The organism is Mesorhizobium sp. P2_F5, assembly GCF_056403715.1.
Window position 1 is genome coordinate 57,463 of sequence record NZ_JBFUEY010000010.1, and the last position, 15,853, is coordinate 73,315.

Here is a 15,853-nt window from a genome sequence, read left to right on the forward strand (position 1 = left end):
GCAGTCCGGTTCGATAGGTCTGCCCACCCTCAGAGATGGCTGTCAGTGTTGGTATCGGTGCCGCTGTCGCCATCGGTGCCTTCGCTGGTGCTGCTATCGGTCTCCTCACCACCACCAGGGTTTGCAGAACCGCGCTCGGAACCATTACCGTTGTTGCCGGCCCATGCGGCCCTGCCGTTTTGCTTCTGCACGGGGTTGTCCGGGATTGCTGCGGCTGTCCGCTTGCCTGCCTTCGGGGTCTTCGGTCTTGGCGCAGGTATATGAACCACCTTTATTTTCGTGATGATTTTTGGGGGCTGGACCTTGCACGCCGGAACCGCCAAGGCGACCTGCTTTGGGGTGCTGAGAACACCCAGGGAATACATCTGTTGCCGCTCGATCCCGGCTCTGAAGAAGGCGAGCGCGCGGTCCGGATCAGCTGGAACACCATTGCGACCTTCCATGAAGATCGATGCGAGATCGTTCATGGCATCGATATGCCCCATCGCCGCCGATTTGAGCAGCAAGTCCAATCCCTTGGCGGCATCGCGCTGGACGCCGCGCCCATTGAACAGGGTGCGTCCCCACGCGGTCATGGCGTAGGGGTCGCCCTTGTCGGATGCCTTTGAATAGAAGCGGTTGGCCTGGTCAGGATCCGCGGCCGTCCCTATTCCGGACGAGGCGATGGAGCCGAGTGCGAATGCCGCGCGGACATATCCTTTGTCGGCGGCCTGCTGGATTGCCTGCCTGGCCTCATCAACCTTGCCCGAGGCCAGCAACGCCCGTCCGAGTTGGTAACGGAAGTGGGCAATCTCTGGATAGGCCTTCACTGAGGCCTGGCAGAGCTCAACCGCGTCGTCGCCAATCTCGTTCGCTAGTCGGCCTGGGACAACGCCTTGCAGGTCGAGAGGTTCGCCCGCCGCCCGATCGCAGGGATCGACGCTTGGCGACAGCTTCAGCGTCGCCTGCTTCGATGCGTTGTCGGCACGGATCTGAAAGCCGATCTCGACGGGCGTCGCGGAGCCGATCTGCGCCTCGTAGCGCAATTTGTCGACATCGTCGGCCATCAGGCTCGATTGAGGCGACAGGATGCGGTCCGGCAGGGACAGCGTCCCCGTTGCCGGATAGCTTGCGAGCTTCAAGCTGATCGACGGGTCCTTGGCCGGGAAATCCAGCTTGAGCGGAACCGGGCCGATGCCGACGGGAATTTCGATGTCGCGGTTCTCGATCGCCTCGGCGGCGTCGGCGATACGAATGCCGCGCTCAACCACCGCCTGCTTCTGCTCGGCCGCGAGTGAGGCCACGAGCTGCTTGCCCTCGGCGCCCGCGCCGTTCCTGATCCGCAACAGCAGAACGCCCTGGGATTCGCCACCCCACTCGTTGTGGGTGGTGTAGGCCAGCGTATCCACCTGTTCCTGCCCACCCGCCAATTCGGGGGCGTCCATGCGCAGACGCGACAGGTCCTTACCATCGATCCTTTCGCCCATGGCCAAGGGCTTGCCATCAAGCGTCAGCCGTCCGAGTGCCGGCAGGCTTTCGATGCTGACACTGACTGCGCCACCGTCGACGTCAACCGGCGCCGGCAGATCCAGAGCGACTGGCCCGATGCCGGACGGCACGATTTTCTCCAGCACCGGCGGCAGCGCCGGGCGGTTGGCGCGGGGCATCAGAAAGACATCGTCGAGAAGCGAGGAATTTTCCCATGGAACCTGCTTGCCATCGGTAGCCTTGACCACATCGCGGCGCACGGCGGACATGACGGCCCTTATCTCCTGGTTCGCCGCCAACGCACGACGGGAGAAGGCGGAGGAAAATGGGCTGAGATTGCCGCTCCCGTCATAGGCAACGGCTCCCGGCTCGGTGGCAAAGGCGATCAGCGCGTTCTCAGAACCCTTCACCTGCGCCAATCCGCTACCGCTGGCGACGATCAGCTGGTCGCGAAGCCAATAGTTCTTGCGCGGAAAAGGATTGTTGCGGCAGGCGTCGAGGATAATCACCTGGATTTTCGATTTCGATCGCAACTGCAGCAACATGTCATCGAGCTTGATTGCCTGAACTTCCACGTCGGCCGCGTCCTTAAGCGTGGCGTCGACCGGGATGAGAAAGTTCTCGCCGCCGATCTGGAAGCCGTGGCCCGAATAATAGACCACCGCGAGATCAGCACCGTCGGCCGCCGCGAGATAGGTGCGGAAACGCTCCTCGAACTGAAGCCTGGTCAAATCCTTGGCAACGAAAACGTCGAAGCCGGCCGTCCGGAACGTGCTTGCGATGTCTCCGGCATCCTTGTCCGGGTTCTTGAGCGCCGGAAGTTCCCGGTATTCGGAATTGCCGATCACAAGAGCAACCCTTCGATCGGCGCTAGCCTCGAAAGTCGTCAGGGTCACAAGGATCAAAGCTGCAAGAAACACGCAGAATCGCGACATGGCAAAATCCTCATCCGCTATGATCTGAAACCCCAAAAGACACCCCTCGGCTAAGGGGGTCTGTTAAAGAATTCACAATCTGGGCATGAGGTAGAAGGAAATCAGGCGTGCTGATCTTATTTTTTGGTTGGCAATTAAATTAATACTGCTGACAACAAGATATTTCAGGCTGCCTGCGTCTCGAATTCAGGGTTCTGCTTGACCAGCGCCACCTTCAGCTTTTCCATGGCTCGCGCCTCGATCTGGCGGACGCGCTCCTTGGAAATGCCGAGCGTCTCGCCAAGCGCCTCAAGCGTGGCACCTTCGTCGCTCAGCCGGCGTTCCTCGATGATCCTGAGTTCGCGCGCATTGAGCGCTCTGAGCGCTGCCTTCAACCAGAGCAGGCGGCGTTCGAAATCGATGGTGTCGCCGGCGACCTCATCCGGCAGCGGATCGTCCGAGATCAGGAAGTCCATGCGCTCGGTGGTGCCGGTATCGTCGGCGAGTGGCGCGTTGAGCGAGGAGTCAGGCGCGGAAAGCCTGAAATCCATCATTGCCACATCGGCCTCGGAGACGCCGAGCGCCGCCGAGACTTCGCGGTAGAGCGTGGCGTTGGAGATCGGCTCGGCGCCGTTGGCCAGCCGGGCGCGCAAGCGCCGCAGATTGAAAAACAGCGCCTTTTGCGCCGAAGAGGTGCCGCCGCGTACGATCGACCAGTTGCGCAGGATATAGTCCTGCATCGAGGCGCGGATCCACCAGGTCGCATAGGTCGAGAAGCGCACCTCGCGCTCCGGCTCGAAACGCGCCGCCGCCTCCAGCAGCCCGACATGGCCCTCCTGGACCAGATCGCCGAGCGGCAGGCCGTAATGGCGGAATTTCGAAGCCATGGAGATGACCAGCCGCATATGCGCGACGGTGATCTGGTGCAGCGCCTGCTGGTCCTGGTCTTCCTTCCAGCGCAAGGCGAGAACATGTTCCTCGTCGCGCTCGAGATAAGGCGCTTTCATCGCCGCGCGGACCATGGTCCGTCCTGCCGTGTCTTCGATCATGCCGCGCTCCTGCTCTCGGACATTTTCGGACGGCCTGGCGGCCGCTATCTCTAGAGTGGTCCATCGTTTCAAGGAAACGACGACCCGCTCTATCTCCTTGTGTTTTGAAGCAATTCCTGACGGAAAACCGTTTCACACTTTTCCTGGAATTGCTCCGGTCTGGCGCAGCTAGGGTTCTTGAAATGGAAACGCCGCGCCCTACAACACGGCATGAACGTGCCACACCGGGGATTGGTTCCGCCGCCGATGGCGGTTGTTTTGTGCTGTCCGGCAGAGTGCCTCGACACTGCAAAGCGGGGTAATTGGCACGGAACATAGCAGCTTTGAGTATCTGATTTCTGGATCGCCATTTTTTTGAAATCTGGTTCCTTATTTTGCGGCTCTCTATCTGTCAGTTTCCGGCTCTCACAAGCGCCGGACACCGGCCAAGGACGGGATCACAGAAAAATGAAATGGCTCAACTCGCTCATCGTCGCCGGAACGCTGCAGGTTCTGGCTGTCACATCAGGCCATGCCGGCGCCAACCTCGACCAGATCAAGCAGGCCGGCACCATCAAGGTCGGCACGGAAGGCACCTACGCGCCCTTCACCTATCATGACGATTCCGGCGCGCTGGTCGGCTTCGACGTCGAGATCGCCAAGGCGATCGGCGACAAGCTAGGTGTGAAAGTCGAGTTCCTCGAAGGCAAATGGGACGGGCTGATCGCCGGCCTCGACGCCAACCGCTATGACGCCGTCATCAACGAGGTCGGCATCACCGACGCGCGCAAGGCCAAGTACGACTTCTCCGACCCGTACATCGCCTCCAAGGCGGTGCTGATCGTGCGCGGCGACAACACCGACATCAAGACCTTCGCCGATCTCAAGGGCAAGAAGTCGGCGCAGTCGCTGACGTCGAATTTCGGCAAGCTCGCCGAGACAAACGGCGCCGAGCTCGTCGGCACCGACGGCTTCGACCAGTCGATCCAGCTTTTGCTCACCGGCCGCGCCGACGCCACCATCAATGACAGCCTGTCCTTCCTCGACTTCAAGAAGCACAAGCCCGACGCCAATGTGAAGATCGCCGCGCAGGAAGAAGACGCCGACTATTCCGGCGTTATCGTGCGCAAGGGCGATCCGGAGCTGGTGGCGGCCATCAACAAGGCGCTGGCCGACATCAAGGCCGACGGCACCTACAAGAAGATCGCCGACACCTATTTCGGCCAGGACGTTTCGCAGTAACGAAGGTCCCCGGCGATCGCCGGCGGCAATGACACAACAGCGGCGGGCCGTCTTTGACGGCTCGCCGTTTTTCGCATGATATGAGAAGCACATAATCGCACTGACGGTGATCGCCGGCAGTCTGTGAGGGGGAGGAGCCGTTCGTGCCGCACTGGCTGCATCTGATGCTGGACTCGTTGCCGACGCTGTTATGGGCGGCGCTGATCTTCACCGTACCGCTGACCCTGCTGTCGTTCGCACTCGGCCTGTTCGTCGGGCTGGTTGTCGCCCTGGTGCGGCTGTTCGGGCCGAAGCCGCTGGTCGCTGTCGTCCGCTTCTATGTCTGGATCTTTCGCGGCACGCCGCTGCTGGTGCAGCTGTTCCTGATCTTCTACGGCCTCCCCTCGGTCGGCATATTGCTCGATGCATTCCCGGCGGCGCTGATCGGCTTCACCCTCAACATCGGCGCCTACAGTTCGGAAATCATCCGCGCCGTGATCGGCTCGGTGCCGAAAGGGCAGTGGGAGGCGGCCTATTCGATCGGCATGACCTGGAGCCAGGCGATGCGGCGTACCATCCTGCCGCAAGCCGGCCGCGTCGCGGTGCCGCCGCTGTCCAACACCTTCATCTCGCTGGTCAAGGATACGTCGCTGGCCGCGGCCATCACCGTGCCGGAGATGTTCCAGGCGGCGCAGCGTATCGTCGCCACCACCTATGAGCCGCTGATCCTCTATGTCGAAGCGGCGATCCTTTATCTGGCAATGAGCTCGGTCCTGTCGACCCTGCAGACGCGGCTGGAGGAACGGCTCAACCGCTATGGCGGCTTCCTGGAGGCGCGCTCATGATCGGCCTCACCGACATCGAAAAGCGCTTCGGCGACAATCTCGTGCTGAAAGGCGTGACGGTCACCATTGCCGAAGGCAGCGTCACCGCGCTGGTCGGCCCGTCCGGCGGGGGGAAAAGCACGCTGCTGCGTTGCATCAACCTTCTGGAGATCCCGACGTCGGGCACGGTGCGCATCGGCGACGAGACGCTGGAATTCCGTCCCGGCATCAAGATCCCCAGCCGGGACATTCAACGGCTGCGGCTGCAGACCGGCATGGTGTTCCAGAACTTCCAGCTGTTTCCGCATCGCACCGCCATCGAGAACGTCATGGAAGTGCTGGTGACGGTGCTGAAATGGCCGACTGCAAAGGCGCGCGAGCGGGCGCTGGCGCTGCTCGAAAAGGTCGGGATGGCGCACAAGGCCGATGCCTGGCCGGCAACGCTGTCGGGCGGCCAGCAGCAGCGCGTGGCGATTGCCCGCGCGCTAGCGCCGTCGCCCAAGGTGCTGCTCTGCGACGAACCGACCTCGGCGCTCGATCCCGAACTGGCGCAGGAAGTCGTCGACGTGCTCGGCAAGCTGGCGAGCGAAGGCACGACCATGGTGATGGCGACGCACGATCTCAGGCTCGCCTCCAAGATCGCGCAGGAGGTGGTTTTCCTCGATGCCGGCGTCGTCGTCGAGAAGGGGCCGTCCGCCGTGGTGTTCTCCAATCCGGAACGCGAACGGACGAAGCGTTTTATCGCAACGCTGAAGCAGGAGGCCGAGAAGGAAGCTTAGGCAGACGTCACCGGCAGCGTCTCAGACCAAAAACAAAAAACCCGGCACAAGGCCGGGTTTTTCATGAATTCAAATTCGAAAGCGATCAGGCAGCTTCTTCCTGTTCGGCTTCCTCATTGTCGGCCTTGGCGCCGCGCTTGGGGCCCTTGTTGAGGTTGACCTCGATCAGGCGCACGGCTTCGGTTTCCGACATGCGGTTGACCGCCGCGATCTCGCGGGCCATGCGGTCGAGTGCCGCCTCATAGAGCTGACGCTCGGAATAGGACTGCTCCGGCTGGTTGTCGGCGCGGTAGAGGTCGCGCACGACTTCCGAAATCGAGATCAGGTCGCCCGAATTGATCTTGGCATCATATTCCTGGGCGCGGCGCGACCACATGGTGCGCTTGACGCGGGCGCGGCCCTGCACAACCTTCAGCGCGCGCTCGACATAATCCTCTTCCGACAGCTTGCGCATGCCGATGGAGGTCGCCTTGGCGACCGGAACCTTCAGGCGCATCTTGTCCTTCTGGAAGTCGATGACGAACAGTTCCAGCTTGTGGCCCGCAACTTCCTGCTCGTCGATCGAGACGATCTGGCCGACGCCGTGCGCCGGATAGACGATGTACTCGCCGGTCTTGAAACCGTGACGTGCCGAGGTGGACTTCTTCTGCGGGGTGATCGTTGCCATTACGCCCTGAACTCCTTGTTGTGGTACCGGCGGCCTGCCGGTCCGAACGCGTGCGATCGGGGACACCGACCGTTTGCCGCACAACAGATGAACCCATCGGAAAAAGCCGGGACCGGCAAACCGCATACATAGCGACTGCCTGGCCCAGATCGCTCTGGTCCGATTGGGGATTTCACCTTTCAGTGATTTGGGGCGCTTGCGCCATAAATCGACGTTGTGTCACCGGCATGTTTCAGCAGATGTAGCACAAAAAGTAGGAAGAATCAAGGTTTTGCTGCAAACGCGAAGGTCGAGCGACATCGCCGCCTGTCAAGGCGGTTATTCTATGATGCGCGTTACGCAGCGTTATAACGGCCAAGTCGGCCGTAGCATCAGTCGCCTTCGCCCGGCTCGGCGGAGAAGTATTTCTCGAACTTGCCGGCCTCGCCGTCGAAGGTCTTGGCGTCTGCCGGAGGCTCCTTCTTGGCGGTGATGTTGGGCCATTTCTCGGCGTATTCGGTGTTGACCTGCAGCCATTTGTCGAGGCCCGGCTCGGTGTCGGGCTTGATCGCATCGGCCGGGCATTCCGGTTCGCACACGCCGCAGTCGATGCACTCGTCGGGATGTATGACGAGCATGTTTTCGCCTTCATAGAAACAGTCGACCGGACAGACCTCGATGCAGTCCATGTACTTGCATTTGATGCAGTTGTCGGTCACGACATAGGTCATTGGTCGGCTCCGGGACGTCCCGTTCTCGCTAGGCTTTTTTGGTGAGGTAACGCCTTTGCCTGCCGCTTGCAAGGGCGGCTGTTCCCGGCGGGGCCGGAGCGTCCGGAATGGAATTCCAGATCGCCGGCATGGCGGAGGGCGCCAACGCTTCAGTCTTCGCCGAACAGCCGGTCGGTTTGCCTGCGCTCTTTCTTGGTCGGCCGGCCGCTGCCGGCGTCGCGCAATGCGGGAATGGCATCGGCAACAGCCTCTCCTTTCGGCGCGGGTGGCGGCGACAGATCCTCATAGAGCGTGCGCGCTTCCTCGGCCGGACCGCGCCGTACGCCCGTGCCGAGCACCTTCCAGACGACGATGCGGCGCTCGAGCGTGATGGTCAAAACGTCGCCGGGTTTGATCAGATCCGATGCCTGCGCTGCTTTGTCGCTGTTAACGCGGACGCGTCCGGCGACCACCAACTTGGCCGCCAGTGAGCGCGATTTTACGGCGCGCGAGAAGAACAGCCACTTGTCGATGCGCTGACGACCCTCAGCAACCATCGCAGTGAGTTATCTCTTGTTGGAGCATGATCTTGTCCGAAAACCGGTTCCCACTTTTCGGGATCATGCTCAGAGCCTACTTCTTCAGCTGGTCGCGCAAGGCGGCTAGCTTGGCGAATGGCGAATCCGGATCGAAGCGCACCGGGCGTTCCTCGCGCGGCTTGGCCTGGAAGGCTGGCTTGCCGCCTTGCGGGCCGCCTTTGCCTTCCGGCCTGCCGCCTTTCCAGTCGGGGCGGCCTTCGCGGGGACGCTCGCCTTGCGGCTTGCCGTCGCGGCGCTGTTCGCCCTCGGCTTGCGGCTTGGGCTTGAACTTCGAGCGATCGAAGCGCGGCTTGGCAGCACCGTCGCGCTGGTCACGCCGGCCCTGATAGGCCGGCCGTTCGCCAGGTGCCGGCTGTCCGCCGGCAGCATCGGCAGGCGCATCGGTGCGGGCAGCCTGACCGTTGCGCGGGCGATTGTCCCGGCGGTTTTCGTGGCGATGACGCGGGCGCTGCTCAAAACGGCCCTGCCGCCACAACAATATCGGCTTTGGTTCTTCAGCCTCAGGGGCAGGCTCAGCGGTTCCACCCTCCCCCTCGTGGGGAGGGTCGGCGCGCAGCGCCGGGGCGGGGGCAGCGCCAGCTTCGGGGGTTGCACCTGCATCGTTCATGCGGTCTGCACTATCCGCTTCGTCAGCGCCGTCACCCCCACCCGCGTCGCTTCGCGCCGCGACCTCCCCCATCGAGGGGGAGGTAAGTGCGTCGCCGCTTTCGGCGGGAGTGACTTCAGCAGCGGCTTCCGCCACCTGTGTCCCTTCCGAGACTTCGGCAGGTGTTTCCGGTTGGGCGTCCGCGACAGCTTCCGTTGCAGCTTCGGCGACGGGCTCCGCAGCAGCCTCGGCTGCAACGTCTGCGGTAGGCGCATCCGGCTCCGGGGCGTCGACAACGGCGTCGGCATTGGTCGCGGCTTCCGCCGCCTGGGCCTGCTCGGCTTTTGCAGCCGCTTCCGCCAGCTTGGCGGCAGCCGCTTCCCGCGCGGCGTTGTCCTGCGCTTCCAGCCGCGCCTTCACCTCTGCGGGCGGCTTCGGCTCGGCGCGATAGCCGAGACCTTTCAGGATCTCTTCCATGTCGTCGGCGGTGGCGCCGAGGATCGACATCATCGGCGGCGTCACCATGAAGGACTGGCCATCATAAGCACCGTCGGGGCGCTGTCCGAGACCGGGCTTCCAGTTGGTCGCCGGGCGGATCAGGTCTGCCAGCCGTTCCAGAATGTCGATGCGCACGGCGCGGCGGCCGAGATTGCGGTAGCCGGCGAGCTTGTAGAAGGTCTTGTCGAAAGCCGGATCGATGACCACCGAAGTGCGGCCGGAGGCCAGCGCGTGGACGACGTCGCCGAAGCCGGGCTTGTCCTTGCCGTCGTTCTTCAGCGCCCACAAAAGCGTAATCAGTCCGGCGGGCGCGGGCTTGATCAGTGCCGGCACGAAGACATGGTAGGCGCCGAAGCGCACGCCGAGCCGACGCAAGGCAGCGCGCCCTTCCTGGTCGAGCGACTTCATCTCCTCGGCGATGTCGCGGCGGTTGATGAGGCCGAAATGCTCGACGAGCTGGAAGGCGATGCCGCGGCCGATGCCGGTGATCTGATCGGCGTTCTTCAAGTCGACCAGCGGCTTCAGCAGCGTTTCGATCTGGAAATTGACGAAGCGCTCGGCGCGCGCCGCGACCTTGTCGCGGGCGGGGCCGGTCAGCTGCTCGTCGGCCAGCAGCACCAGACGCGGCTTCAGCGCGTCTTCGCCGGCAACCAGCGTGCCGATCGGTGCGCCGATCCAGCGCAGCGTGCCGTCGGAGCCGAGCGCCAGGTCGCCATTGGCGCAGGCGCCAAAGCGTTCGGCACGCGCCTCGAACTCGGCGGCCAACGCTTTTTGCGCTGCCGTACGCACGGCCTTGGCGTCTTCGCCGCCGGCGCTCTGGTCGGCGGTGAAGCGGAACCCTTGCAACTCGCCGACATGATGGCCTTCGACAAGGACGGTTCCGGTAGGACTGATTTCGGCTTCAGGCATTGTATTTTCTCTAAGGCGCCGCATGAGGACGGAAGTCCTGCGGTCTACAAACCGTTTCGTCAACCGCTCATGCAGCGCATCCGACAATCTGTCTTCGATTTCGCGCGTCTTTTCCTGCCAGTGTGCCTGATCGGCCAGCCAGCCCGGTCGGTTGGACACGAATGTCCAGGTGCGGATCTGGGCAATGCGGTGCGACAGCGTGTCGATGTCGCCTTCGGTGGTGTCGGCCCTGCGCACCTGCTCGGCCATGTAGTTCTCGTCGACATGGCCGTGTTTGGCGAGGTCCGTGTAGATCGAGGCGATCAGGTCGGAGTGCTGGGCCGGCGCAATCTTGCGGTAGTCGGGGAGAGCGCAGGCTTCCCACAGCAGCGCCACGCGCTTGGCATTGGTGGCGAGCGCGCGGATGTCCTCGTCGCGGGAGAGATGTTCGAGCGCCTGCGCATCGACCGCCGGCAGCGCCCGCGTCAGGCCTTCGACCGGCGCATTGGTCTCGATCGAGCGCTTTAGTGCATCAAGGCTGGCGAAATCGAAATGCGCGGTGCGCCATTGCAGCACCTTCACTGGATCGAACTCGTGGCCTTCGATGCGCTTGACCAGTTCCTCGTCCAGGGGATCGACCTGGCCGGTGACGCCGAAAGTGCCGTCGCGCAGATGCCGGCCGGCGCGGCCGGCGATCTGGCCAAGCTCGGCCGCCGTTAGATTGCGGTACTGGTAGCCGTCGAATTTGCGGTTCTGGGCAAAGGCGACATGGTCGAGATCGAGGTTGAGACCCATGCCGATGGCATCGGTGGCAACGAGATAGTCGACGTCGCCCGCCTGGAACATTGCCACCTGGGCGTTGCGGGTGCGTGGGCTGAGCGCGCCGAGCACGACGGCAGCGCCGCCTTGCTGGCGGCGGATCAGTTCGCCGATGGCATAGACCTCGTCGGCGGAGAAGGCGACGATGGCGGTACGACGCGGCAAACGGGTCAGCTTCTTCGAGCCGGCATAGGCGAGGTGCGACAGCCTTGGCCGCGTCACCACCGAGACGCCCTTCAGCAGGCGCTGCAGAATGCCATGCATGGTGGCGGCACCGAGCAGCAGCGTTTCCTGGCGACCGCGCAGATGCAGGATGCGGTCGGTGAAAATGTGGCCGCGCTCGAGGTCGCCGGCGAGCTGGACCTCGTCGATGGCGACGAAGGCGGCGTCGGTCTCGCGCGGCATCGCCTCGACGGTACAGACCGAATATTTCGCGCCGGGCGGCTGGATCTTTTCCTCGCCGGTGATCAGCGCCACCTTGTGGGCGCCGACCTTTTCGCAGACACGGGCATAGACTTCTCGCGCCAGAAGGCGGAGCGGCAGGCCGATGATGCCGCTCTCATGCGCCACCATGCGCTCGATGGCGAGATGGGTCTTGCCGGTGTTGGTCGGTCCCAGGACGGCGGTCACGTCGCGGCCCGACAGGATCAGCGGCTCGGTGTGTTTCGGCTGGATGTTCATCGGCCCGGAAATGAGGCTTTCTGCATCGTGTTGTCGGGAGCGCGCCTCGCATGGCGCGTATGACAGGCGACACATAGGGATTTCGGGCGCGAAGCGAAAGCAGAATGTTCCGGCCGGCAGTCCTGAGGTCTCTTTGGAGGTCCGGATTCGCTCCCGATTAACAGTTGGAACGAGTCTGGAACGAATCGGCGACGAATCAGTGACTCCAGCAGGTTCAGCTTTTGTTCACGGCTACATGTGGATTTTGCGACCGGGAGTCTCACCACATGCTGAATCCATTGAACTGGCCCGATTCATGCAGGGCGAGCTTTCGCGTTAACCTTTGCCGGCGAAGCCTCGTGGCGCTCCAACAGGCTTCGGCCAAGATTATGAAATTATTGACTTTTCTTAACCGGGCTTAACCATTTGGCTGAGCTTTTCGGCCTTCGCCATTAACGTTTCGGTCAAAGCCGGAACGAATCGGCGACGAATCAGCGATGTCGGGATTTTCCCGTTATGTTCACCCCAACATGTTGTGTTATCCACAGCTTGCCAACCGAGAATTCACAGCTTGTGAAGCGGGTTTTGCACAGGGCGCCTGGAAGCCGTTAATCTTTGCGTGCCGGAACGGGGCAGCACCTCACGCATAGGCTCTCTGGAGCATGCCGGTCGACGAGGAAAAAACGGGCCGTGAATCGGCCCGTCTATCTCCAAGCCGGAATATTGGCCTCAGGCGAAGTACTGGCCGCCATTGGCGCTGATGGTCGAACCTGTGATGAAGCCGGCGTCTTCGGAAGCGAGGAAGACGACGCAGCGCGCGATCTCCTCCGGTTCGCCGAGGCGGCCGACCGGGATCTGCGGGATGATGCGTTCATTCAGAACCTTCTCGTCGATGGCCTTGACCATCTCGGTGGCGATGTAGCCGGGGCAGATGACGTTGACAGTGATGCCCGCGCGAGCGCCCTCTTGAGCGAGCGCCTTGGAGAAGCCGATGTCACCGGCCTTGGCGGCGGAATAATTGACTTGGCCGGCCTGGCCCTTCTGGCCGTTGATCGACGAGATGGTGATGACGCGGCCGAATTTGCGGTCGCGCATGCCGCCCCACAGCGGATGGGTCATGTTGAAGACGCCGGAGAGGTTGGTGTCGATGACCTCTTTCCACTGCTCGCGCGTCAGCTTGTGGAACATGGCGTCGCGGGTGATGCCGGCATTGTTGACCAGCACCGAGACCGGGCCGAGATCAGCCTCGACCTGTTTGATCCCGGCGGCGCAGGCATCGTAGTCGGCGACCGACCATCTGTAGGTCTTGATGCCGGTTTGTGCGCTGAACTTTGCCGCAGCCTCGTCATTGCCGGCATAGTTGGCGGCAACGGTATAACCGGCATTCTTCAGGCCGATCGAAATGGCGGCGCCGATGCCGCGCGATCCACCGGTGACGAGCGCTACTTTGGTCATGTATTGCATTCCTCCCTTTGGTCGGAAGAGTGAGTAGGGAGTAGCGAATAGCGAGTAGGGGTACGATGTCCCGCCGCGCTGAAGCTATTCTTCCCTATTCGCTACTCCCTATTCGCTACTCACTTCTTTTCTCAGAGCGCTTCCACGCACAGAGCGACGCCCATGCCGCCGCCGATGCAGAGCGTGGCGAGGCCCTTCTTGGCGCCGCGGCGGCGCATCTCGAAAACCAGCGTGTTGAAGACGCGGGCGCCCGAAGCGCCAATCGGATGGCCGATGGCGATGGCGCCGCCATTGACGTTGACGATCGACGTATCCCAGCCCATGCCCTTGTTGACGGCACAGGCCTGCGCGGCGAAGGCTTCATTGGCCTCGACGAGGTCGAGGTCCTTGACCGACCAACCGGCCTTCTCGAGCGCCCGCTTCGAAGCCGGGATAGGTCCGGTGCCCATGATTGCCGGATCGACGCCGGCGGTCGCCCATGACGCGATGCGCACCAGCGGAGTGATGCCGCGCCGCGATGCCTCGGCTTCTGTCATCAGCAGCGCGCCGGCGGCGCCGTCATTGATGCCCGACGCATTGGCGGCGGTCACCGTGCCGTCCTTGTCGAAGGCCGGCTTCAGCTTGGTCATGGCGTCGATGGTGGCACCGTGGCGGATGTATTCATCCTGGTCGACAATGGTGTCGCCCTTCCTGCCCTTGATGGTGAAGGCAACGATCTCGTCCTTGAACTTGCCGGCCTTCTGCGCGGCCTCGGCCTTGTTCTGCGAGGCCAGCGCGAACTGGTCCTGGTCGTCGCGGGTGATCTGGAACTGGCGGGCGACGTTCTCGGCGGTGTTGCCCATGTGATAGCCGTTGAAAGCGTCCCACAGGCCATCCTTGATCATGGTGTCGATCATCTTGTAGTCGCCCATCTTGACGCCGGCGCGCAGGTGCTCGGCGTGCGGCGACAGCGACATCGATTCCTGGCCACCGGCGATGATCATCTTGGCGTCGCCGGTGGCGATCTGCTGCATGCCGAGCGCGATGGCGCGCAGACCCGAGCCGCAAACCTGATTGAGACCCCAGGCCGTGGTCTCCTTGGGCAGGCCGGCATTGATCGACGCCTGGCGGGCCGGGTTCTGGCCCTGTGCCGCCGTCAGCACCTGACCGAGAATGACCTCGTCGACTTCGCCCGGCTCGACACCGGCGCGCGACAAAAGCTCCTTGATGACGACAGCGCCAAGCTCATGCGCCGGCGTGGCGGCGAAGGCGCCGTTGAAGGAGCCGACAGCGGTGCGTGCGGCGCTGGCAACGACGATTGAATTGGAAGCGGACATTTTTCTCTCCAGACTTCGAGGTGTCGTGTTCTTGGGTGCTTGTTGGGACTTTTCTTGCCCGTTCCACACCCCAAGTCAAACCGGAAATGGGCATGCCGGGCATGCGCCGCAAGCAGGGCACGAGCGGCCGGCATGATCGCCTGACCTTTGCTGCGCAGCATATTTAGCCCGCCATGCAGCAATAAATGATGCCGCACTGCACAAAGCGCTTGGAATTATGGAGCTTTTGCGCATATCCTTAAAAATGGCGCAATCGTTACCGGCGGCTTACTCAGGCGCGCCGGTGTCCCCGGGAGGATGCTGATGGCCGCGAAAGACGACCCGATCATTATCAAGAAATATGCCAACCGCCGTCTCTACAACACAGGCACCAGCACCTATGTGACGCTCGAGGATCTGGCCGAGATGGTCAAGAAGGGCGAAGAGTTCACGGTCCAGGATGCCAAGACCGGCGACGACATCACCCATCCGGTGCTGACGCAGATCATCTTCGAGCTGGAGAACAAGGATGGGCAGAACATGCTGCCGATCCCGTTCCTGCGCCAGCTGATCGCGTTCTATGGCGACCAGATGCAGCAGATCGTGCCGAGCTTCCTCGAACAGTCGATGATCGCCTTCTCCAAGGAGCAGGAGCGCTTCCGCGAGCAGATGAAGGGCGCGATCGGCAAGTCGCCGCTGGATGTGATGAAGATCGCCACGCCGATCAAGGCGCTGGAAGAGCAGACGCGCCGCAACATGGAAATGTTCCAGAACGCCATGCGCCTGTTCACGCCGTTCCCATCAGCCGCCGCGAATGGCGCTGCCGCGGCTGCGCCCGAGCCGGCGCGCAAGGAAGCGCCGGAAAAGGGCGGCGACGACCTTCAGGAGTTGAAGGAACAGATTGCCGCCATGCAGCGTAAGCTCGACACCATGTCGTAAGATGGGCGTGGCATGGCCTGACCAGATCTACCGGTCGGGCCTTGCCTTCACGGGTCGATTTTCAGCTGCCACGCTTCCCAGATCTCGTCGGGCTGCCCGCCGAGTGCGTGGTAAAAAGCCTTCGCCGGCAGGTTGGATTTCAGCACCGTCCACTTGATGGCCGATGCACCAATGCCTGTGGCGTATTGGCGAAGCCGTTCCACAAGCGCATGGCCGACCGCCATGCCGCGGGCCGCCTCGGCGACATAGAGTTCCTTCAGCCAGACAACCGGCTTCAGGTCGTAAGTCCACGGGATGAGGTAGTGGACGGCGATGCCGACGATCACGCCCTCTCGCTCCGCCACCAACACGCCGAACCGGGGCGATGGCCCCAGCCCATGCGTGATCAGGTCAGCCTCGGTGACGCGCAACCTGTCGTCATAGCCCTCGAAAACGGCCAGCGCCCGCATAAGTGCGAGCACCGCGCCAACATCCTGCCGTCCGAACGGACGGACCGAAATCGCCGCCATCTGCATGCTTTCCATT

Annotated in this window: 13 protein-coding genes; 4 read left to right on the forward strand and 9 right to left on the reverse strand. The window is 62.6% G+C overall.

The window, feature by feature from the left end:
• Positions 1 to 29 precede the first annotated feature (29 nt).
• Together AC1DYO_RS16410 and AC1DYO_RS16415 are read right to left on the reverse strand one after the other, a co-directional pair.
• A complete protein-coding gene (locus AC1DYO_RS16410; RefSeq protein WP_477264903.1) occupies positions 30 to 2,438 on the reverse strand; it encodes a caspase family protein in 2,409 nt (802 codons plus the stop codon).
• A gap of 128 nt (positions 2,439 to 2,566) precedes the next feature.
• Positions 2,567 to 3,430, reverse strand: coding sequence for an RNA polymerase factor sigma-32 (locus tag AC1DYO_RS16415; protein ID WP_477264905.1), 864 nt, complete (start codon positions 3,428 to 3,430; stop codon positions 2,567 to 2,569).
• A gap of 447 nt (positions 3,431 to 3,877) precedes the next feature.
• Between AC1DYO_RS16415 and AC1DYO_RS16420 the strand changes: the two genes are divergently transcribed.
• The 3 genes from AC1DYO_RS16420 to AC1DYO_RS16430 all read left to right on the forward strand — a co-directional run bounded on the left by AC1DYO_RS16420 (position 3,878) and on the right by AC1DYO_RS16430 (position 6,233).
• The gene (locus AC1DYO_RS16420; protein WP_477264907.1) at positions 3,878 to 4,651 is read left to right on the forward strand and encodes an amino acid ABC transporter substrate-binding protein; all 774 of its coding nucleotides are present in this window, start codon (positions 3,878 to 3,880) and stop codon (positions 4,649 to 4,651) included.
• A 143-nt stretch (positions 4,652 to 4,794) separates the two neighbouring features.
• Positions 4,795 to 5,475 (forward strand): amino acid ABC transporter permease, encoded by a 681-nt coding sequence (locus AC1DYO_RS16425; RefSeq protein WP_477264909.1) that lies wholly within the window; start codon positions 4,795 to 4,797, stop codon positions 5,473 to 5,475.
• Complete coding sequence (locus tag AC1DYO_RS16430; RefSeq protein WP_477264911.1) at positions 5,472 to 6,233, forward strand: amino acid ABC transporter ATP-binding protein; 762 nt, start codon at positions 5,472 to 5,474, stop codon at positions 6,231 to 6,233. Before AC1DYO_RS16425 ends, AC1DYO_RS16430 begins: the two co-directional genes overlap by 4 nt.
• An 85-nt stretch (positions 6,234 to 6,318) precedes the next feature.
• Here the strand turns inward: AC1DYO_RS16430 and AC1DYO_RS16435 are convergent, their stop codons facing one another.
• From AC1DYO_RS16435 to AC1DYO_RS16460, 6 genes are all read right to left on the reverse strand, one after another.
• On the reverse strand, positions 6,319 to 6,900 hold the full coding sequence (locus tag AC1DYO_RS16435) for a CarD family transcriptional regulator (protein ID WP_023673664.1): 582 nt from the start codon (positions 6,898 to 6,900) through the stop codon (positions 6,319 to 6,321).
• Positions 6,901 to 7,271: 371 nt separating this feature from the next.
• Positions 7,272 to 7,610 carry a ferredoxin FdxA gene (gene fdxA / locus AC1DYO_RS16440; protein ID WP_027031582.1) on the reverse strand — a complete coding sequence of 113 codons (339 nt, stop codon included), beginning with the start codon at positions 7,608 to 7,610 and terminating at the stop codon, positions 7,272 to 7,274.
• A gap of 149 nt (positions 7,611 to 7,759) precedes the next feature.
• Positions 7,760 to 8,146 (reverse strand): RNA-binding S4 domain-containing protein, encoded by a 387-nt coding sequence (locus AC1DYO_RS16445; RefSeq protein WP_477264913.1) that lies wholly within the window; start codon positions 8,144 to 8,146, stop codon positions 7,760 to 7,762.
• A gap of 76 nt (positions 8,147 to 8,222) precedes the next feature.
• Complete coding sequence (locus AC1DYO_RS16450) at positions 8,223 to 11,660, reverse strand: helicase-related protein (protein ID WP_477264915.1); 3,438 nt, start codon at positions 11,658 to 11,660, stop codon at positions 8,223 to 8,225.
• Positions 11,661 to 12,368: 708 nt separating this feature from the next.
• A complete protein-coding gene (phbB, locus tag AC1DYO_RS16455; protein WP_477264917.1) occupies positions 12,369 to 13,094 on the reverse strand; it encodes an acetoacetyl-CoA reductase in 726 nt (241 codons plus the stop codon).
• A gap of 131 nt (positions 13,095 to 13,225) precedes the next feature.
• Positions 13,226 to 14,410 carry an acetyl-CoA C-acetyltransferase gene (locus tag AC1DYO_RS16460; protein WP_477264919.1) on the reverse strand — a complete coding sequence of 395 codons (1,185 nt, stop codon included), beginning with the start codon at positions 14,408 to 14,410 and terminating at the stop codon, positions 13,226 to 13,228.
• Between the two features lie 303 nt (positions 14,411 to 14,713).
• Between AC1DYO_RS16460 and phaR the strand changes: the two genes are divergently transcribed.
• Complete coding sequence (phaR, locus tag AC1DYO_RS16465; protein ID WP_477264921.1) at positions 14,714 to 15,328, forward strand: polyhydroxyalkanoate synthesis repressor PhaR; 615 nt, start codon at positions 14,714 to 14,716, stop codon at positions 15,326 to 15,328.
• 47 nt (positions 15,329 to 15,375) lie between these two features.
• Here the strand turns inward: phaR and AC1DYO_RS16470 are convergent, their stop codons facing one another.
• The gene (locus AC1DYO_RS16470; RefSeq protein WP_477264923.1) at positions 15,376 to 15,837 is read right to left on the reverse strand and encodes an N-acetyltransferase family protein; all 462 of its coding nucleotides are present in this window, start codon (positions 15,835 to 15,837) and stop codon (positions 15,376 to 15,378) included.
• Between the last annotated feature and the right edge of the window lie 16 nt (positions 15,838 to 15,853).